The sequence below is a fragment of the Paralimibaculum aggregatum genome (assembly GCF_030270585.1).
GTDB lineage: Bacteria > Pseudomonadota > Alphaproteobacteria > Rhodobacterales > Rhodobacteraceae > Thermohalobaculum > Thermohalobaculum aggregatum.
Genome location: NZ_BSYI01000025.1, coordinates 48,809 through 67,412 on the forward strand (window position 1 = coordinate 48,809; position 18,604 = coordinate 67,412).

General features: G+C 71.6%; 22 protein-coding genes. 11 read left to right on the forward strand and 11 right to left on the reverse strand.

The window, feature by feature from the left end:
• Positions 1-4: 4 nt before the first annotated feature.
• The 3 genes from QSJ97_RS15380 to QSJ97_RS15390 form a co-directional block, all read right to left on the reverse strand.
• Positions 5-406, reverse strand: coding sequence for a hypothetical protein (locus QSJ97_RS15380; RefSeq protein WP_285672711.1), 402 nt, complete (start codon positions 404-406; stop codon positions 5-7).
• A 62-nt stretch (positions 407-468) separates the two neighbouring features.
• Positions 469-945: a nuclear transport factor 2 family protein gene (locus QSJ97_RS15385; protein ID WP_285672712.1), complete on the reverse strand. Its 477-nt coding sequence runs from the start codon at positions 943-945 to the stop codon at positions 469-471.
• A 97-nt stretch (positions 946-1,042) separates the two neighbouring features.
• Positions 1,043-1,915 (reverse strand): LysR family transcriptional regulator, encoded by an 873-nt coding sequence (locus QSJ97_RS15390; RefSeq protein ID WP_285672716.1) that lies wholly within the window; start codon positions 1,913-1,915, stop codon positions 1,043-1,045.
• 44 nt (positions 1,916-1,959) lie between these two features.
• Here QSJ97_RS15390 and QSJ97_RS15395 point away from each other — a divergent pair, with 44 nt between their 5' ends.
• Positions 1,960-2,247: a DUF1127 domain-containing protein gene (locus QSJ97_RS15395; RefSeq protein WP_285672718.1), complete on the forward strand. Its 288-nt coding sequence runs from the start codon at positions 1,960-1,962 to the stop codon at positions 2,245-2,247.
• 31 nt (positions 2,248-2,278) lie between these two features.
• Here the strand turns inward: QSJ97_RS15395 and thpR are convergent, their stop codons facing one another.
• The gene (gene thpR / locus QSJ97_RS15400; protein WP_285672720.1) at positions 2,279-2,824 is read right to left on the reverse strand and encodes an RNA 2',3'-cyclic phosphodiesterase; all 546 of its coding nucleotides are present in this window, start codon (positions 2,822-2,824) and stop codon (positions 2,279-2,281) included.
• A gap of 124 nt (positions 2,825-2,948) precedes the next feature.
• Here thpR and QSJ97_RS15405 point away from each other — a divergent pair, with 124 nt between their 5' ends.
• Positions 2,949-3,722: a Bax inhibitor-1/YccA family protein gene (locus tag QSJ97_RS15405; RefSeq protein ID WP_285672721.1), complete on the forward strand. Its 774-nt coding sequence runs from the start codon at positions 2,949-2,951 to the stop codon at positions 3,720-3,722.
• Between the two features lie 180 nt (positions 3,723-3,902).
• The gene (locus QSJ97_RS15410) at positions 3,903-4,310 is read left to right on the forward strand and encodes a DUF2177 family protein (RefSeq protein WP_285672723.1); all 408 of its coding nucleotides are present in this window, start codon (positions 3,903-3,905) and stop codon (positions 4,308-4,310) included.
• Between the two features lie 107 nt (positions 4,311-4,417).
• On the opposite strand, the gene rpmG is transcribed toward QSJ97_RS15410, so the two are convergent.
• From rpmG to QSJ97_RS15430, 4 genes are all read right to left on the reverse strand, one after another.
• On the reverse strand, positions 4,418-4,585 hold the full coding sequence (gene rpmG, locus QSJ97_RS15415) for a 50S ribosomal protein L33 (RefSeq protein WP_285672724.1): 168 nt from the start codon (positions 4,583-4,585) through the stop codon (positions 4,418-4,420).
• A gap of 102 nt (positions 4,586-4,687) precedes the next feature.
• Positions 4,688-5,872 (reverse strand): MFS transporter, encoded by a 1,185-nt coding sequence (locus QSJ97_RS15420; RefSeq protein WP_285672725.1) that lies wholly within the window; start codon positions 5,870-5,872, stop codon positions 4,688-4,690.
• Between the two features lie 3 nt (positions 5,873-5,875).
• Complete coding sequence (locus tag QSJ97_RS15425) at positions 5,876-6,571, reverse strand: NUDIX hydrolase (RefSeq protein WP_285672726.1); 696 nt, start codon at positions 6,569-6,571, stop codon at positions 5,876-5,878.
• 84 nt (positions 6,572-6,655) lie between these two features.
• A complete protein-coding gene (locus QSJ97_RS15430) occupies positions 6,656-7,021 on the reverse strand; it encodes a DUF983 domain-containing protein (protein WP_285672727.1) in 366 nt (121 codons plus the stop codon).
• A gap of 588 nt (positions 7,022-7,609) precedes the next feature.
• Between QSJ97_RS15430 and QSJ97_RS15435 the strand changes: the two genes are divergently transcribed.
• From QSJ97_RS15435 to QSJ97_RS15445, 3 genes are read left to right on the forward strand one after another with little or no spacing between them, the layout of a single operon-like run.
• Positions 7,610-8,188: an RNA polymerase sigma factor gene (locus QSJ97_RS15435; RefSeq protein ID WP_285672728.1), complete on the forward strand. Its 579-nt coding sequence runs from the start codon at positions 7,610-7,612 to the stop codon at positions 8,186-8,188.
• Positions 8,181-8,588 (forward strand): hypothetical protein, encoded by a 408-nt coding sequence (locus tag QSJ97_RS15440; protein WP_285672729.1) that lies wholly within the window; start codon positions 8,181-8,183, stop codon positions 8,586-8,588. The genes QSJ97_RS15435 and QSJ97_RS15440 overlap by 8 nt, the downstream gene beginning before the upstream one ends.
• A 10-nt stretch (positions 8,589-8,598) precedes the next feature.
• The gene (locus QSJ97_RS15445; protein WP_285672731.1) at positions 8,599-9,090 is read left to right on the forward strand and encodes a periplasmic heavy metal sensor; all 492 of its coding nucleotides are present in this window, start codon (positions 8,599-8,601) and stop codon (positions 9,088-9,090) included.
• 53 nt (positions 9,091-9,143) lie between these two features.
• Here QSJ97_RS15445 and QSJ97_RS15450 read toward each other — a convergent pair whose 3' ends face one another.
• Positions 9,144-10,517, reverse strand: a complete 1,374-nt coding sequence (locus QSJ97_RS15450) for a PleD family two-component system response regulator (RefSeq protein ID WP_285672732.1) — start codon at positions 10,515-10,517, stop codon at positions 9,144-9,146.
• 155 nt (positions 10,518-10,672) lie between these two features.
• On the opposite strand from QSJ97_RS15450, the gene QSJ97_RS15455 reads away from it, so the two are divergent.
• The 4 genes from QSJ97_RS15455 (at position 10,673) to rpoD (ending at position 15,865) form a co-directional block, all read left to right on the forward strand.
• Positions 10,673-10,951, forward strand: coding sequence for a DUF3572 family protein (locus tag QSJ97_RS15455; RefSeq protein WP_285672733.1), 279 nt, complete (start codon positions 10,673-10,675; stop codon positions 10,949-10,951).
• An 11-nt stretch (positions 10,952-10,962) separates the two neighbouring features.
• The gene (locus tag QSJ97_RS15460) at positions 10,963-11,670 is read left to right on the forward strand and encodes a hypothetical protein (protein WP_285672735.1); all 708 of its coding nucleotides are present in this window, start codon (positions 10,963-10,965) and stop codon (positions 11,668-11,670) included.
• A gap of 52 nt (positions 11,671-11,722) precedes the next feature.
• A complete protein-coding gene (dnaG, locus tag QSJ97_RS15465) occupies positions 11,723-13,663 on the forward strand; it encodes a DNA primase (RefSeq protein ID WP_285672737.1) in 1,941 nt (646 codons plus the stop codon).
• Positions 13,664-13,852: 189 nt separating this feature from the next.
• Positions 13,853-15,865: an RNA polymerase sigma factor RpoD gene (rpoD, locus tag QSJ97_RS15470; RefSeq protein WP_285672738.1), complete on the forward strand. Its 2,013-nt coding sequence runs from the start codon at positions 13,853-13,855 to the stop codon at positions 15,863-15,865.
• A gap of 103 nt (positions 15,866-15,968) precedes the next feature.
• Here rpoD and QSJ97_RS15475 read toward each other — a convergent pair whose 3' ends face one another.
• Complete coding sequence (locus QSJ97_RS15475) at positions 15,969-16,421, reverse strand: hypothetical protein (protein WP_285672739.1); 453 nt, start codon at positions 16,419-16,421, stop codon at positions 15,969-15,971.
• 278 nt (positions 16,422-16,699) lie between these two features.
• The gene (locus tag QSJ97_RS15480; RefSeq protein WP_285672740.1) at positions 16,700-17,413 is read right to left on the reverse strand and encodes an HAD family hydrolase; all 714 of its coding nucleotides are present in this window, start codon (positions 17,411-17,413) and stop codon (positions 16,700-16,702) included.
• A 223-nt stretch (positions 17,414-17,636) separates the two neighbouring features.
• Between QSJ97_RS15480 and QSJ97_RS15485 the strand changes: the two genes are divergently transcribed.
• Positions 17,637-18,488: a glycosyltransferase family 2 protein gene (locus QSJ97_RS15485; protein WP_285672741.1), complete on the forward strand. Its 852-nt coding sequence runs from the start codon at positions 17,637-17,639 to the stop codon at positions 18,486-18,488.
• Positions 18,489-18,604 lie beyond the last annotated feature (116 nt).

Sequence of the window (18,604 nt, forward strand, 5' to 3'; positions counted from 1 at the left end):
TGCCTCAGGCGCCGCCTTCGGGGGGCCGCGAAAGCGCCGCGGGCAGGGCCATCAGCCCGGCCAGCCCGCACATCGCGATGGGGAACATGGTGAAGACCCCGAACCCGAAGCCCCAGAACATGCCCGCGGCCGAGGCGATCAGCAGCGCCGCGCCCGGCCCCGGCCGGCCCGGCGCCATGGCGCCGCCGGCGATGCCGAGGATGGGCGCGAAGAGCGAGATCAGCCGGGTGACCATCGGGTCCTCCGGCGGCTGCTGCAGATCGGCCTGGAAGCCGGTCTGCGCCTCCATCTGCTCGATCGCGCCGAACAGCATGGTCCAGAGCTCGGCGAAGCCGTAGCCGAAGAAACCCACCAGCATCCCGACAACCCCGCCGATGATCCCGAGCACCATGGCCGCGTTGAGCATGTTCCCGCCCCCGTTTCTCGCTGCGGCGCCCTTCTAGCGGATGCCAGGCCGGCAGGCCACGCCTAGCAGGCCACCGGCGGCTCGGTCTCGGAGGGCGGCGGCGGGCCCGGGCTGGCGGCGGCGAAAAGCGCGGCGCTGTCGAAGAACTCGCGGACCTCCACCGCGCGGCCGCCGCGGAAGGTCCAGATATCGGCCTTCGGGGTCTCGATGAGCTTGCCGGTCCTGCGGTTGGCCCAGGTGGCGGTGCCCATGGCGGCGACGCGGTTGCCCTGCTCGATGAAGTCGTCGATGGGCTGATACAGCATCTCCCAGCCGCGCGAGAGCGAGGTCAGGTAGATCAGCGCCTCGTCGCGGCTGCGGCAGGCGGCGCTGAACTCGGCGCCGTGCCGGCCCGCGCCGACCGAGAAGAGATGGAAATCATCGGCCATCAGGTCGGTCCATACAGCGGGATCGGTGCCGCGGCATGCCTCCCAGCGGAGATAGGCCTCGCGCAGAAGCTCCGTGTAATGCCCTGCCGGACGGTCTGCCAATTCCGTCAAAACCTGCCTCCGTGACCAGAACTGCCGCCCCCAATGGGTCCGACGCTACCACGGGTGGTATTCTAGACAAGCCGCAGGGTCCCGTGGGCCGCCCTGCCTACTCCGCCGCGAGGCTCAGGCGGCCGGAATAGGCCTGGCGCAGCATCTCGGCGAGCCCGTCCACCGGCGCCCCCTGCGCCTTGCGCGCGCGGTAGAGCACGATCTTCGAGGAGGGCAGGTCCGGCAGCACGCCGCCATGCTGGATCGGCTCGAGATGGGGGCTGGTCGCCACCTTGAGCATCGCATGGACCGCGAGATCGGCCGAGACGCTCGCCTCCACGGTGCGCGTGGCGCGGGTGTCCACCGCCATCTCCCAGGGGATGCCGGCCCGGTCGAGCGCCTCCTGCGCCCAGGGGCGGAACAGGCATTGCTGCTCGAAGGCGAGGCGCAGCGGGCGCGAACGCCAGGCCGAGCCGCCGGGCGCGCCGACCCAGACCAGCGGCTCGTCGGCCAGCACCTCGCCGCCCTCGGAGGGATGATTCTCGGTGGTCAGGATCAGGTCGCGGTCGCCGGATTCGATCAGGTCCTTGAGCTGGCGCGTGTAGGACGAGACCAGATGGATCTTCACCCGCGGGAACTCGCGGTCGAACTGGCGCAGGATCCGCGGGATGTGCGGATAGACGATGTCGGTCGGCACGCCGAGGCGGACCTCGCCCTCGAAGGCGTCATGCATCATCCGCGTGATCGCCTCGTCATTGACCGCGAGGATACGGCGCCCATATCCCAGCAACTGTTCGCCATGCGCGGTCAGCGTGACGCCGCGGCCGGCGCGGTCGAGAAGGGGGAGCTGCAGCATCTCCTCCAGCCGCTTGATCTGCATCGAGACCGCCGACTGCGTGAGGTGCAGCTGCTGCGCCGCGCGGGTGACGCCGCCGGTCTCCGCCACGGTGACGAAACTGCGCAGCGCCGTCAGGTCGATGTTCCGGATCATCACATCATCCTTCCTGATGGGTTCCCCAAAGAATATTCATTTCCATGATGGAAATCCAGCGCCTATCTTCATCACAGACGATGATCGAAAGCGATCGAAACATCAACCACAGGAATGCAGGAGTGACCCCAATGTCCGTCATCGCCACCCTGATCGACACCGCTACCCCCCGCGCGTCGTTCCACTTCCCGGTTGCGCGCTGGATCGCGGTGGCCCGCGAGCGCCGTGCCCTGGCTGCCAAGACCGATCGCGAGCTCGCCGACATGGGCATCTCGCCCGAGGCCGCCCGGCGCGAGGCCGCCCGCCCGTTCTGGGACACCGCGCGCCGCTGAGCCCGCTGCAGCCGCCCCGGCTCGGGGCGGCTCAGCCGAGCGGATACTCCGCCAGCGCCTCATAGGCCGCGCCGTTCGCGGTGAGATGCGAGCGGAACAGCACGAATTCAGCGATCTCGAAGGGCGGCGAGACCAGCGCCGCCCGCGAGCCGACGAAGCCTTCCAGCGCCGCCTGCGCCTCCGGCCCCGGCGGCCGCGAGAACCGGGCCAGCGTCACATGCGGCACGTAGCGCTCGCGCGGCATCTCGATGCCGGTCATGCGCGCCGCGGTCAGCACCCGCTCGCGCAGCCGCGACAGCGCCCCGTTCGGCCGGATCGCGGCATAGAGCACACGGGGCCTGGCGCCGCCGAAGATGCCGAGCCCGTCGATCTCGAGCGCCAGCGCCGGCGCCCGGATCGCCGCGAGCCCGTGGTGGAGATCCTCCAGCACCGGCCCGGGCTGCTCGCCGAGAAAGGCGAGCGTGACATGCAGCGTGCCGGCCCCGACCGGACGCCCGGCGGGCAGGCCGGCCTGTACCCGTTCCAGCCGCGCCGCCACGGCATCCGGCAGCGCGATCCCGACGAATGCGCGTATCATGCAGGTCCTCTCTCCCGGTTGGCGCTTGAAACCCAGCCTTGCATGGCCGATATCTGGTCAGGAAGTGGAGTGGTTTGCACAGGGCCGCTCCCCATCGCTACGTGAAACCAGGAGAAGGTGCGAGATGGCCAACCCGAATTATGTGCGCAGCCACACGATTGACCGCGCTCAAGCCGCCGAGATCGATGCTGGCCTGCGCGCCCACATGAACAAAGTCTATGCCCTGATGGGCGGCGCGATGGTGATCACCGCGCTGGTCTCCTACATCGTGGGCATGGATTTCAAGGCGGCGATTGCCGGTCAGCCGACCGCGCTGATCCCCGTCGGCATGCTCGAGACGATGTTCACCTCGCCGGTGCGCTACATCATCATGTTCGCGCCGCTGGCCATGGTGTTCCTGTTCAGCATGCGCCTGCACAAGATGTCCGCCGGCACCGCCAACATGGTGTTCTGGGGCTTCGCGGCCCTGATGGGCCTGTCGATCTCCTGGATCTTCGCGGTGTTCACCGGCATCTCGATCGCCCAGACCTTCATGGCGACCGCGGCCGGCTTCGGCGCCATGTCGCTCTACGGCTACACCACCAAGAAGGATCTCTCGGGCTGGGGGCGCTTCCTGTTCATGGGCGTGATCGGCCTGATCGTCGCCTCGCTGCTCAACATGTTCTTCTTCGAGAGCAGCGCGATGCACTGGGCGATCTCCTTCCTCGGCGTGCTGATCTTCGCCGGGTTGACCGCCTATGACACGCAGAACATCAAGAACACCTACCTGCAGATGCGGCTCAGCCCCGAGGGCGAGGCCTGGCTCGACCATGCCGCGATCTCCGGCGCGCTGCAGCTCTACCTGAACTTCCTGAACATGTTCATGTTCCTGCTGCAGTTCATGGGCAGCCAGGAGTGAGCCGAGCGATCCGCGGGATCGCCGGATGAGGCAGGGGGCCGGTGCGCAAGCGCCGGCCCCTTTCGCATCTGCGGCGCACCGTGCGCGGCGGTTTTCCGCGGGGCAGGCTTGGCGGATGCCGCGGCGCGCTATCTCTCGGGCAGATGCCGGCGCTCGGGCCGGCCGAACGGGAGAGCCCTGTTGACCCATCTCGCCGCCTATCTCGGTGCGCTGGCCGCGCTCGCGGTGCTCGACACCATCGTGCTGACGCAGATCATGCGCCCGCTCTTCGAGCGCCACGTGCCGCAGCTGCTCGCCAGCCGGCCGGACCTCGCCGCCGGGGCGGTCTTCTACATCGTCTATGCGGGGGGAATCGTCTGGTTCGCGGCGCGCCCGGCGCTGGCCGGGGGCTGGGGCTGGGCGGCGGTGATCGGCACCGGGGCGGCGCTGGGCGCGCTGGCCTTCTCGACCTTCGAGCTCACCAGCAAGGCGGTGCTCGAGGGCTGGTCCTGGCGGCTGGTGGCCATCGACACCGCCTGGGGCGCGACCATGACTGCGGCCGCCGCCCTGGCCGCCGTCTCGGCAGCCCGCATCGTCACGCCGGCCTGAGCCGGGGCCGGGCAGACGCGCAAAGGCCAACGGCTCCCGCCCGGGGAGCCGCTGGCCATCTCAGGATCGGCGATCGCCCGGTGCCGCACCCGCAGGCGCGGCCGGCGTCACTTGATCTTGCCTTCCTTGTACTCGACATGCTTGCGCGCAACGGGGTCGTATTTGCGCACGGTCATCTTCTCGGTCATGGTCCGGGAGTTCTTCTTCGTCACGTAGAAGTGCCCGGTGCCGGCGGAAGAGTTGAGCCGGATCTTGATCGTGGTCGGTTTCGCCATCGGGGTCCTCTTGGGCCAGTGGGCACGGAGATCGCCGCGCCGGTCCGGCCCGCGGGCCGGTGAAATACGAGACCCTGTCTCCTACCGATCCTGTGCCCGCTGTCAAGCCTTGCGCGGCCTGCGCCCGAGCCGGATCGCGGCGAGCGTGGCATAGGCGGCCGCCGCGAGGGCCGAGCCGAGCAGCAGCCCGTCGGGCGGCACCAGGTCCATCGCCGCGCCGAGCAGCGCCGGCGAGAGCAGCGCCCCGAGCCCGTAGCCGAGCACCACGGCACCGTTGCCCTCGGCCAGCCGGTGCCCGGCATAGCGCGATCCGAGTTCCACCAGCGGCAGGGTGTAGAGCCCGACCGCGAGGCTGCCCCAGAGCGCCGAGATCGCCACCGATCCGGCCAGGCTGCCGCTGGCCGCGACGATGCCGAGCGGCGCCGCCACCGAGGCGAGCCCCACCGCCAGCAGCATGAACCGCCGGTCGAGCCGCTCCGAGGCCCAGCCCATCGGCAGCGCCGAGAGCACCGACCCGGCGGCGAAGGCGGCCATCATCCAGGTCGCCTCGTGCTCGGCAAAGCCCGTGCGCACTGCCCAGACCGGCAGGAGCGCCACCGTGCCGAACTCGATCAGCCCGAACAGCACCACCGCCCAGGTCAGCGCCGGATCGGTGACGAAGAAGCGCAGCGTCGTCCAGGGGCTCGGCGGCGCCTCGGGGCTCTGCACCGGCATCGCGCGCCGCCCCCACCAGACCGGCAGAACCCCGGCAAACAGCACCGCCGAGGCCACAGCGAAGGGCAGGAAGCCCTCCACCCCGGTCGCCCCGATCACCAGCGGCCCGGCCATGAAGGCGAGCGACAGGCTGATCGTGTAGAACGCCACGATGCGCCCGCGCTGGCCGTCCGGCGCCATCGCGACGATCCAGTATTCCGAGGAGAAGAACAGCGCGGTGCCGAAGAAGCCGTAGACCAGCCGCAGCGCCAGCCAGGCCCAGTAGTCCGGGATCAGCCCGTAGGCCAGCATCACGAGGCCGAGCCCGATCCCGGAGACGATCATCAGCCGGGCCAGCCCGACCCGGGCCATCAGCCGCGGCAGCAGCGGCGAGAACACCACGATGGCGATCGCCGCCGCCATGGTGTTGAGCCCGATCGCCGCGCCGCTCGCGCCCATCCGCTCGAGCAGGAGCGAGAGCAGCGGGTAGCTCATGGAGATCGCGAGGCCGAACACCGTGATCGCGGCAATCGGCGCCGCGGCGCCCTGCCAGAACGCCGGCGCGCGGTGCCCGAGGCCGGGGGCGGCGCCCATGGCTCAGAGCCCGGTCAGGAAGGAGCGCCCCCGCGCATGGTGGAAGAACGGTGCCGGGCGGGCCTCGGCCGGGGCCGCCAGGCGCGCCGCCACCTCGCCGAGCACCACCTCGGTGATGAAGGGCAGGTCGAGCCGCCGGGCCTCGGCGAGGCTGACCCAGCCGAGATGGCTGAGCTCGTCGCAGGCGCCGGAGAAATCGTCGAGGGAGCCGCGAATCGCCTCCGCCTCCACGAGGAAGAAGCGGGCATCGAAGCGCCGCGGCCGCCCCGGCGGGGTGATCGCGCGGAAGATCAGGGTGAGCCGGTCCGCCGCCGGCATGTGGCCGGAGGCGTAGAACGGCGCCCAGCTCTCCGGAAGCCCGCCCGGCACCGGCCCGGCGCCGCCATGGGCGAGGGCGAGGCCGGTCTCCTCCCAGAGCTCGCGGATCGCCGCCATGGCGAGCGCATCGGCCAGCCCCTCCGCCGCCTCGGCCGCCAGCATGGCGCGGATCTCCGGGCGCAGCGGATGCGCGCAGGGCACCGAGGCGTCCTCGGCATCGACCGCGCCGCCGGGAAAGACGAATTTCGAGGGCATGAAGGCGGCGGACTTGCCGCGCTGGCCCATCAGCAGGCGCGGCTCCGGCCCGTCGCGGCGCAGCAGCACCACGGTGGCGGCGTCGCGCACGCGGTCCTTGGGCAGGGCGTCGGCCGTGGCGGTCATGACGGCTTGAGTCGTGTCGGGAAATCGGACATGCCGCCCATATGGCGCGGGCGGCGGCCCGCTGTCCAGCCGTGCGGCGCGGGGTCAGTCCTTGTCGAAGCCGTGCATCCGCCAGGCCCACTGCATGCCGACCACGGCACCCTTGATCCGCGGCAGCAGCCAGAGGCTCATGCCGATGGTCAGCGCCGGCCACACCGCCCAGTGCACCCAGAGCGGCGGGCGGATCGTGCTCTCGACGGTCAGCAGCGCGAAGGCGAGCACATGGCCGACGATCAGGATCGTCGCCCAGGCCGGCAGGTCGTCGGCCCGGTGGTGATACAGCTCCTCGCCGCAGGCCGGGCAGGTGTCGCGCACCTTGAGATAGCCGTTCATCAGCGGACCGCCGCCGCAGCTCGGGCAGCGCCGGCGCCAGCCGCGCAGCAGGGCCTGGGTCAGCGGCCTCTCCGTCATCGTCGTGTCCTGAGCGGTCATTGCGGTATCCCCGATCTCTCGTCCCCGGCAGCCCGTCGCGGCACCGATCCGGTCTAGGTAGGGCCCGGCCGGGTGCCGCACAGCCCCGGATGCGGCCATGTCGCAGGCTGCGGGTCCGGGCCCGGCGGGTGGAAGGTCATGGCGCCAGCCGGGCCGGCGCTGCCGCTATCGGTAGCGCGTCGGAACCCGCTTCGCAGCCCGGCATTTCGGCTTGCGTCAGCATGCCGCGCGGGGCTGCCCCCGGGGCATCGGAAGCGGCTTCCGAATCTGCACCGCCCCGCGACGGAAGCGCCGGAGTGGTGCGTTGAGACCTGTGCACAAACGATTGAGGCGACATACCTGGGAGCGCGAGGATGCGGTCGAGGCGGGCGGACAGAGCGGATCGGCAGGCCGGGGGCCTGTCCGGCCGGCGCGGAAGGATTGCGCCGGCGCGCCGGAGCGGCGAAGGTTTCGGGAACCATGGCCGCTCTCGCTGAAGGCTGGCAGGTGCCGGTTCCGGGCCTCGGGCTCGGCGTGCCGATGCGCGCGGCGGCGATGCGGGGCGGCCGGAAGGGGTTGGATGAACCGATGGCGGATCCGGGGCTGACCGGCGAGGACGCGGATGCGCTGCTGCTCGCGCGCTTCGCCGCCGGCGACCAGAGCGCCGCGCGCGCCCTGACCGAACGCCTGCTGCCCCCGGTGCTGCGCCAGGCCTGGCGGATGCTGGGCGACGAGGCCGAGGCCGAGGACGTGGCGCAGGAGGCGATGCTGCGGCTCTGGCGCCAGGCGCCGGACTGGCGGAGCGGCGAGGCCCGCGTCACCACCTGGCTCTACCGGGTCACCCGCAATCTCTGCATCGACCGGATTCGCCGCCGCCGCCCCGGCGCCGCGCTCGAGGACGTGGCCGAGCCGTCGGACCCGGCACCCTCCGTGCTGGCGCAACTGACCGAGACCGAGCGCTCCCGGGCGCTGGCAAAGGCCATCCTCGCGCTGCCGGAGCGGCAGCGCCGCGCAGTCGTGCTGCGCCATTTCGAGGGCCTCGGAAACCCGGAGATCGGGGAGAGGCTGGATTGTTCGGTGGAAGCCGTGGAAAGCCTGCTCGCGCGAGCCAGACGCCAGCTGAGCAGGATCATGGCGGATCTTGAAGGGAGTGACGGCGATGGCTGAAGAGTGGGAGCGTGATCTCGAGACCGAGCTGGCGCGGCTCGCGGCGGCCGAGGCGAAGCTGCATCCGCGTCCGAGCGCGGCGCTCACCGCGCGGGTGCTGGCGGATGCGGCGGCGGCAGCGCCGCAGGCGGTGCCGGCCGGGTCGGGCGCCGTGGCTGCCGGCGCGCGGCGCGGGGCGCTGGACATCGTGCTGGACTGGGGCGAGCGGCTGGCGGCGCGGGCAACCGGGCCGCGGTTCGGCCCGGGCGTGGCGGCGGCAGCGCTGGTGCTCTGCCTCGGCGCGGGCGTCGGCGTGGGCTATACCGAGACGCCGGAGCCGGAGGCGGTCGAACTGGCGGCGCTGACGCTCGATCCGATGTACGACGAGGCGGCCGACGGCTTCGGCCCGGGGCTGTTTTGAGGAGGTGGGCATGAGCGACGCGGCGATGACGGGATCGGGCGGGCAGTCCAGCCGGCGCTGTCCGCGCTGGCTCGGCATCGGGCTCGTGCTCTCCCTCGGCGCCAACCTGCTGGTGGGCGGGATCTATCTCGGCGAGCAGATCAGGAAGATGGAGCACGATCGCGGCTATGCCGAGCGGGTGGTCCAGTACCTGCCCGAGGAGCGGCGCGAGGCGGCGCTCGCGGTGCTCGGCTCCGACACCGATGACCGGCGCGCGATGCGCCCGGCGCTGCTCGCCGCCACCCGCGATGTCGCCGCCGCGCTGACCGCCGAGCCCTTCGAGCCCGAGGCGCTGCAGGCGGCGATGCTGGCGCGGATGGATGTCTACCGCGAGCGTTTCCTGCCGCGCATCGAGCGGCTGGTGGCGCTTGCGGAGATGCTGACACCGGCCGAGCGCGTGTTGCTGGCCGAGGGCATGGTGCAACGGGAGGAGCGCAAGGCGGCGCGCAAGGCGGGCCGCTGAGCGCCGCACGGGCGGCTGCGGGCCGGCGCGCCGGCTGTCAGGCGCGTCGGCGGTCAGGCGGCGGAGAGCGTGACCGTGTTGCGCCCGGCCGCCTTCGAGGCATAGAGCGCGGCATCGGCGCGCGCGATCAGATCGGCGCTGCTCTCGCCCGGCAGATGCGCGGCGATGCCGATGGAGACGGTCAGCGCGATCGCCTTGCCGGCCTCGTCGATGACGAAATCCGGGGTCTCCACCGCATGGCGGACCCGCTCGGCCACCCGCTCGGCATTGGCGGGCAGGATGTCCGGCATCACCACCAGGAATTCCTCGCCGCCGATCCGGCTGACGAGATCGCCGGGGCGGAAATTGTTCTGCAGCCGGCTGGCGAACTCCACCAGAACCCGGTCGCCCGCGGCATGGCCGTGGGTGTCGTTGACCGATTTGAAGCGGTCGAGATCGAGCACCATGGCGACGAGGCTGCCGGCGTCGTTCTTGGCGCTGGCGAGGATCCCCTCGATATGCGCGTTGGCATAGCGGCGGTTGTAGAGCCCGGTCAGCGGGTCGGTCACCGCCATCACCATGCTGTCCTGCACCGACTTGCGCAGCTGGTCGGAGTAATGCTTGCGCCGCAGCTGCACCCGGAGCCGCGCGGCCAGCTCGGAATAATCCATCGGCAGCAGCAGGTAGTCCGGCACCCCCATGTCCATGGCGAGCGGCGGGCTGACCCGGTCCTCGGCGGCGAACATCATGATCAGCGCCGCCTGGCGCGTGTTGGGCCGGCCGCGCAGCAGCGAGGCGATGCGCAGCGGGTCGCCGTCGGCCAGGTCGGTGCCGATCACGAAGGCGTCGAACTCGTTCGATTTCATCAGCGCGCGCAGCTCGCGCTCGCCGCGGGCGGTCTCCACCGCGGCGCCGAGATTGGTCCGCAGGCTGCGCACCGCCTCCTCCGCCGTCTCCCGCTCGTTGCAGACGAAGAGGATCGAGGCATCGGCATAGTTGATCCGGACATCGAAGCCGCCGGTCTCGAGGCCCAGCTCGCGCGAGGTCTCGGCGCGCAGGCGCAGCTCGTCGATCATCATCTTCATGCGGGTGAGGCTGGAGACGCGCGACAGCAGCGCGGTGTCGTCGAACGGCTTGGTGAGGAAGTCGTCGGCGCCGCATTCGAGCCCGCGCACCCGGTCGGCACGGTTCGACAGCGAGGAGAGCATGACCACCGGGATATGCGCGGTGCGCGCCTGGGTCTTGAGCCGTCGGCAGGTCTCGAAACCGTCGATCCCCGGCATCATCACGTCGAGCAGGATCAGGTCCGGCTCCTCGCGGGCGGCGATGTCGATCGCCTCCTCGCCGGTCTCGGCCTCGATCACGTCATAGTAGGCCATGGAGAGCTTCGCCCGTGCGATCAGCCGGCTGGACGGCACATCGTCCACGATCAAGATCCGTCCGGGCATCCGCACTCCTCCCGATTCTACACCGATGCGCGCGCTGCAGGCCGGTTAGCCGGCCTGCGCGCCCTTGCATCAGGGGCAGTGTTGGCGCAGAGGGCTTAAGGATTGCTTTCCGATCAGGTGGACGACTGCGGAGGCGGGCGATGGGCGGAGCGGGCATGAGCCGGGCGGCAGCCACGGAGCTGGCGGGCGAGGTGCTCGGCTGGCTCGCCGGGCGGCCCGAGGATCTGGCGGATTTCCTCGTCGCATCGGGGGCGCGGCCCGAAGACCTGCGCGCCGCGGTGCGCCAGCCGGAGTTCCTCGGCTTCGTGCTCGACTATCTGCTGGCCAGCGAGGCGATGCTGCTCGATTGCACCGCCGATCTCGGCGTGCCCCCGGATCGCCCGGCGGCGGCACGTGCGGCGCTGCCCGGGGGCGACCTGCCGCACTGGACCTGACGGAGACCGCGATGCCCGACACCGCACCCAGCCGCAGCCCCGGCCTCGCCGCGCTCGAGGCAAAGCTCGACGCCGGCGTTCTGGCGCAGCTCCGCGCGGCCCGCGTGGCGCCGGGCAGGCCGCTGCTGGTGGTCGATTGCGACGAGGTGCTGGTGGATTTTGCCGGCCATCTCGGCCGCTTCGCCGCGGGGCTCGGGATCGGCATGGAGCTGCGGCACTACCAGCTCGAGGGCTCGTTCCGCGATCTCGAGACCGGTCGGCGGCTGGATTTCCAGGAGGTGATCGGCATCATCCACCGCTTCTTCGCCGAGGAGACCGCGCACCAGGCCGCGCTGCCCGGGGCGGCGGCGGCGCTCGGGCGGCTCGCGGCGCGGGCCCAGGTGGTGGTGCTGACCAATGTGCCGCCGCACGGCACGGCGGCGCGGGTGGAGAACCTGGCGGCGCTCGGCATGGCCTATCCGGTGGTGCAGAACGCCGGCGGCAAGGGGCGGGCGCTGGCCTGGCTCGCGGCGCAGGCCGGGCAGCGGGTGCCGGCGGTCTTCGTCGATGACAGCCCGAACCAGATCGAGAGCGCCGCGCGCCGGGCGCCGGGCGTGCATCGGGTGCAGTTCGTCGGCGCGCCGGCGGTGGCGGATGTGCTGCCGCGGAGCGCCGAGGCCGATCACCGTGTCGGGAGCTGGGCCGCCGCCGAGCCGCTGATCGCGCGCCTGCTCGGCTGAGGGGGCCCGTCATGGGGCTTGCCGCGGCCCCGGCGAGCGGCGACAAAGCGCCATGGGGTTTCCGCCGCATCTGCTGGATGAGCTGCGCAACCGCCTCACGCTCTCGGAGGTGGTCGGCGGCAAGGTCGTCTGGGATGCGCGCAAGTCGAACCCGGCGAAGGGCGACTGGTGGTCGCCATGCCCGTTCCACCAGGAGAAGACCCCGTCCTTCCATGTCGACGACCGCAAGGGCTTCTACTACTGCTTCGGCTGCCAGGCGAAGGGCGATGCGGTGACCTTCGTGATGGAGACCGAGAACCTCTCCTTCCCCGAGGCGGTGGAGCGGCTGGCCGAGCGGGCCGGGCTCGAGATCCCGCGCGAGCGCGCCGATCCGCAGGCCGAGGCGCGGCGCGACCGGCGCTCGCGGCTGGCGGAGGCGATGGAGATGGCGGTGGCGGCCTTCGGGCGCGCGTTCCGTGCGGGGCAGGGCGCGCGGGCGCGCGACTATGCCGCCGGGCGCGGCCTCGCGGCGGAGACGCTGCAGCGCTTCGAGATCGGCTTCGCGCCGGATGCCCGCGGCTTTCTCACCGAGATCTTCCGGAGCAAGGACATGCTCGCCGAGGCGGTGGAGGCGGGCCTCCTGATCGCGCCCGAGGATGGCGGCGCGCTGTTCGACCGGTTCCGCGACCGGCTGATCTTCCCGATCCGCGACGCGCGCGGGCGCTGCATCGCGCTGGGGGGGCGGGCGCTGGGCCCGAACGCGCGGGCGAAGTACCTCAACTCGCCGGAGACGCCGCTCTTCCACAAGGGCCGCACGCTCTACAATCACGGGCCGGCGCGCGAGGCGGCGGGCAAGGCCGGCCAGCTCGTCGTGGCCGAGGGCTACATGGACGTGATCGCGCTGGCGCAGGCGGGCTTTGCCCATGCGGTGGCGCCGCTCGGCACCGCGATCACCGAGGAGCAGCTGCAAATGCTCTGGAAGATCGTGCCGGAGCCGGTGATCGCGCTCGACGGCGACGCGGCGGGCCTGCGCGCGGCGCATCGGCTGATCGACCTCGCGCTGCCGCTGCTGGCGCCGGGGCGGAGCCTGCAGTTCTGCCTGATGCCGGCCGGCCAGGACCCGGACGACCTGATCCGCGGCGGCGGGCCGGCGGCGATGCAGGCAGCGCTCGATGCCGCCGAGCCGCTGATCGCGGTGCTCTGGGCGCGCGAGCTCGGGGCCCATGCGCTCGACACGCCGGAGCGGCGGGCGGCGCTCAAGGCCCGGCTCGAGGCGGCGGCGGGGAAGATCGGCCATGCCGAGCTGCAGCGGCTCTATCGCGAGAGCCTGACCCGGCGGATGCGCGAGCATTTCTGGGAGCTCGACCGGCCCTCCCGCGGTGGCGGAGCGGCGGGCGCCCGCGGCGGCGGCGGGCGCCGGCGCCGCGCCGAGGGCGCGCAGGCGCAGACCCGGGCCTCGATGCTGGCCCGCGGGGTCGACGGGGCGGCGCAGCACCGGGCGCGCGAGGCGGTGGTGCTGGCGCTGGCGCTCGGGCATCCGCAGATCGTGCTGGCCGAGGCCGAGGCGCTTGAGGCGATGCCGCTCAGCCACCGGCCCTTCGAGGCGCTGCGCGGCGCGCTGATCGCCGCGGCCGAGGCCGGCGAGGACGCCGATGCCGCCGCCCGCGCCGCGGCGCCGGAGGCCTATGAGGAGATCCGCCGCGAGGCCGCGCGCCATCCGCTGGCCCGCCCCGATGCCGACCCGGACCGCGCCGCGCTGGTGCTGGCCGAGGCGATCGCCCGCCACACCGCGCTGGTCGGGCGCGAGGCGGAGCTTGCCGAAGCCGCGCGCGAGCTGCCCGAGGCCGATGGCGAGGACTGGACATGGCGGGTGCGCCAGGCCGGGCAGGGGCCCTTCGCCGCCGAGGCGCGGGCGCTGCGTGCCGAGGAGGAAGCGTCGAATCGCGGGCGCCGCTCGCGCGTCGCGGACATCATTGCCCGTTACCAAGGCTCCACGGATCTGCCAAAAAAGTAGCGCTGCCCCCTTCGAATCAGTGAGTCGCACCCTAATTGCCTATATCACGCGGAGGATTGCCGAATCTGATTCGGCTGGCGGGGCTCACAGGTGGGGCTCGGCGGGCGGGCCCGGGGCAGGGCGGCGCAGCTGGCGCCGCGAATGCCGGGACAAGCCGGCTTTGAACGGACTCTGAACCAAGAGGGATCGATGGCGCCCAAAGACGAAGAGCAGACTGAGAGCGAGACCACCGAAACCCAGGGCCCCATGCTCGACATGAGCCAGGCCTCCGTCAAGAAGATGATCGCCAAGGCCAAGGCCAAGGGCTTCATCACCTATGACGAGCTCAACCGCGTTCTGCCTTCGGACCAGTTCTCCTCGGAGCAGATCGAGGACGTGATGGCGCTGCTCTCCGAGATGGGCGTCAACGTGGTCGAGGACGACGGCGGCAACGAGGCCGAGCCCGAGCCCGAGCAGGCCGAGAGCCGCGAGGTCGTGCCGACCCAGCCGCAGGCCTCCGAGAGCGACCGGACCGACGACCCGGTGCGCATGTATCTGCGCGAGATGGGCACCGTCGAGCTGCTCTCGCGCGAGGGCGAGATCGCCATCGCCAAGCGCATCGAGGCCGGCCGCGCCACGATGATCGGCGGTCTCTGCGAGAGCCCGCTCACCTTCCAGGCGATCACCATCTGGCGCGACGAGCTGGTCGAGGAGAAGATCCTGCTCCGCGACGTGATCGACCTCGAGACCACCTTCGGCGAGGCCAACGAGGAGGAGGAGCTCGAGACCATCACCCCCGGCGCGCCCGAGGCGGCGGCGCCGGCCGCGGGCGCCGAGCATCGCCCCGCCGGCGCCGCACCCGCGGCACGCCCCGCCGGCGAGCGCCCCGAGGGCGAGGCGGGCGCCGCGGAAGGCACCGAGGCCGAGGCCGAGGACGAGGATGCCCAGGCCAATCTCTCGCTCGCCGCGATGGAGGCCGAGCTCAAGCCCGCGGTGCTCGAGCGGCTCGACGAGATCGCCTCGAACTACGAGCGCCTGCGCGAGCTGCAGACCAAGCGCATCGGCGCCGCGCTGACCGCCGGCCAGAGCTTCTCGGCGCCGCAGGAGCTGGAATATCAGCGCCTGCGCCGGGAGATGGTCGGCCAGGTCAACGCGCTGCACCTGCACAACAACCGGATCGAGGCGCTGGTCGACCAGATCTACGGCATCAACCGCCGGCTGATGAACCTCGAGGGCCAGCTGGTGAAGATGGCGGACTATTACCGCGTCAATCGCAAGCAGTTCATCGAGGCTTATCGCGGCTCCGAGCTCGACCCGGACTGGATCGACCGCGTCGCGCAGCACACCGGCAAGGGCTGGGCCAAGATGGTGGATACCGAGCGCCACCGCATCCACTCGATCCGCGCCGAGATCGGCGAGCTCGGCCACCATGTCGGGCTCGACATCCCCGAGTTCCGCCGCATCGTGCAGACGGTGCAGAAGGGCGAGAAGGAGGCCCGCATCGCCAAGACCGAGATGGTCGAGGCGAACCTGCGCCTGGTGATCTCGATCGCAAAGAAATACACCAACCGCGGGCTGCAGTTCCTCGACCTGATCCAGGAGGGCAATATCGGCCTGATGAAGGCGGTGGACAAGTTCGAGTACCGCCGCGGCTACAAGTTCTCCACCTATGCGACCTGGTGGATCCGCCAGGCGATCACCCGCTCGATTGCCGACCAGGCGCGCACCATCCGCATCCCGGTGCACATGATCGAGACCATCAACAAGCTGGTGCGGACGGGGCGGCAGATGCTGCACGAGATCGGCCGCGAGCCGACCCCGGAGGAGCTCGCCGCCAAGCTGCAGATGCCGCTCGAGAAGGTCCGCAAGGTGATGAAGATCGCCAAGGAGCCGATCTCGCTCGAGACCCCGATCGGCGACGAGGAGGACAGCCAGCTCGGCGATTTCATCGAGGACAAGAACGCCGTCCTGCCGCTCGATTCGGCGATCCAGTCCAACCTCAAGGACACCACGACGCGCATCCTCTCCTCGCTCACCGCGCGCGAGGAGCGCGTGCTGCGGATGCGCTTCGGCATCGGCATGAACACCGACCACACGCTCGAGGAGGTCGGCCAGCAGTTCTCGGTGACCCGTGAGCGCATCCGGCAGATCGAGGCCAAGGCGCTGCGCAAGCTCAAGCATCCCTCGCGCTCGCGGCGGCTCCGGAGCTTCCTCGACAACTGACGCGGGGCCGGCCATCGCCGCGCGGTGGCTGCCGCCTCGCCCTGTTGCAGATGGCAAGGGCCGGCCCCTTCGGGCCGGCCCTTTCGCTTGGTCGGCCGCGTCGTCAGGTGCGGCAGAAGTCGCGGCCGCCGCGCCGGCGCAGGCCATAGCCGATGGGGCAGGCGGGGTTGAGCCGGATGCTGGTGTTCGGCACCACGCATTTGTCCCGGTTGCCCTGGAGGTCGACGCGCAGCAGCGTGCCGACGCTGCCCGAGATCCCCGGAATGCCCGAGGCGGAGGGGCAGGAGATGCTGGCGGTGCGCCGCACGCAGCGGTCGCGCCCGCCGCGGCGCTGCAGGAAGCGGCCCGAGGGACAGCGCGGATCGACGGCGACGGTGGTGTTGAAGACCACGCATTTGTCGCGGTTGCCCCAGTGGTCGATGCGCAGCTGCGTGCCGACCTGGGTGTTGATGCCGGGCGGGCGCACCTGCGGACAGGACTGCGCCGAGGCGGTGCCGGCACCGGAGGCGAGGATGCCGCCGGCGATGGCGGCGATGGCGAACAGGCGGAGTTTCATCGTGTCGTTCCTTCTTGCATCGGCGGGGGCGGCCCGCCGCGATGGGGTCCGGCGGCCGGGGCTCTCCCGCCGCCCGCGGCCGGGGCCTTGCGCCGTGCCGCATGACCTTCACGATGACGGCGGCTGAGGGGCATTCGGGCGGCCGGGCAGGGCGGTTCGACGCAAAGCGCCGCGCCCTGTGACGGGCGGCACAGGGCGGCGCGGAAGGCGCGGATTTCGGGAAGTTCGGGCGCCGGAAATGCCGGGCGCCTGCGTGGGCCCGGCCCGCCGGGGGCGGCTCAGAGCCGCAGCAGCGCCGGCAGCTCGGCGATCGAGCCGATCACATGGGTGGCATGGGGCGCGAGATCGGCCGGCCCCGCCGGCCCGGTCAGCACGCCGATCGCCATCGCGGCGCCGGCATTCGGCGCCACCATCAGGTCATGCACGCTGTCGCCGATCATCGCGATCTCGTCCGGCCGGCGCCCGGTGGCGGCGGCGAAGGCCAGCAGCATGCCCGGCCCGGGCTTCAGCCCGTGCCCCGAATCGTAGCCGGCAATGAAGTCGAAGGCCTCGAGCGCCCCGATCGCGGCGAGCTGCGCCCGCGCCGCCCCCTCCGAATCATGGGTCGCGACGCCGAGCGCCAGCCCTGCCGCGCGCAGCTCCGCGAGCAGCCCCGGCAGATCCGCCGCGGCCGGCACCAGCGTCGCCGGCCCGGTCATCGCCGCGGAGAGCGTGTTGATCCGCTCCTCGATGGCGGCGGCGTCGAGCCCCGGCACCAGCGGCTCCCAGAGCAGGGCGGTCTCCTGCACCGCGCCGGCGACGATCGGCGAGCCGGGCTCGAAGCGCCCGGTCACGAGATCGATCCCGCCCGAGGCCGCCATCGCCCGGCGCGCGGTCTCGTCGGGCGCCAGCGCGTCGATCACGCGGGTCACCACCGCCGACCAGGTGGCGTGGAAGTCGAACAGCGTGCCGTCCTTGTCGAACAGCAGCGCACGGATGGCGGGAGCGGTCATCGGGCCGGCCTCGCGGCCGGTCTGGCGCCAGTGCGTCGCACGGATATCCTCATGAGATTGCCTCGGCGCGCATGGTTCTGCCACGCATGGCCCGGCAATGCGAACAATTGTTCGCATCTCCCGCCGGCATCGCGCATGGCTGGACCGGCCGGGACCCGGCGGCGAGAATGCCCGGCGGGCAGCGGCGGGCGCGCAGACGGCGGGCAGCCAGGGAAGGGGACGCATGGAGGCCGAGAGTGACCGGACCGAAGGGCAGGCCGCGCGCCTGCCGCTCTCGGTCTTCGTGATCGCGCAGAACGAGGCGGCGCGGCTGCCGCGCACCCTGGCGGCGGCGCGCTTTGCGGCGGAACTGCTGGTGGTCGACAGCGGCTCGACCGACGACACGGTGGCCCTCGCCGAGGCCGCCGGCGCGCGGGTGGTGCATCATGACTGGGCCGGCTACGGGCCGCAGAAGGCCTTCGCCGAGGGGCTCTGCGCGCATGACTGGGTGCTCAATCTCGATGCCGACGAGGTCGTGACCGGGGCGCTCGCCGCCGAGATCGCGCGCCTCTTCGCCGAGGGCCCGCCGCCGCCCGCCGCCTATGAGATCGCGATTCTCAACGTCTATCCGGGCGATTCGCGGCCCCGCCCCTGGGCGGCGGACTATCGCGTCGTGCGGCTCTACCACCGCAGCATCGGCAGCTATCGCCGCCACGCGCTGTTCGACCGGGTGGAGCTCGCGGAAGGGGTGCGCCCGGCGCGGCTGGCAGCGCCGATCTGGCACTACCCGCTGACCTCCTGGGCGCAGTTCGTCGAGAAGGAGAATCGCTACTCCAGCTTCCAGGCGCGCGAGGCGCGGGAGCGGCCCCGCTGGCTGCTGCTGCTGCGGCTGGTGGTCGAGCTGCCGATGGCCTTCCTGAAGTTCTATCTCCTGCGCCGGCACGTCACGGGGGGCTGGAAAGGCTTCGCCTTCGCCCTCACGGCCGGTTTCGCGCGCTGGCTGCGGGTCGTGAAACTCCTTGAGCGCCAGGGGCTTGAGCGGGGTGTGAAGGAAAATCCCGAAAAAAGTGACGATCGGATGAAACACGGGCCTTGACCGCCCCCGGCGATTTCCCCTATACCCTGCTCATCGACGGGGCGCCACGGTGCCTCGCGGTTCTTCGGAAATGTCAAACGGTTGGGCCGGACAATGGGCCGAGCCGGAAAACGTTT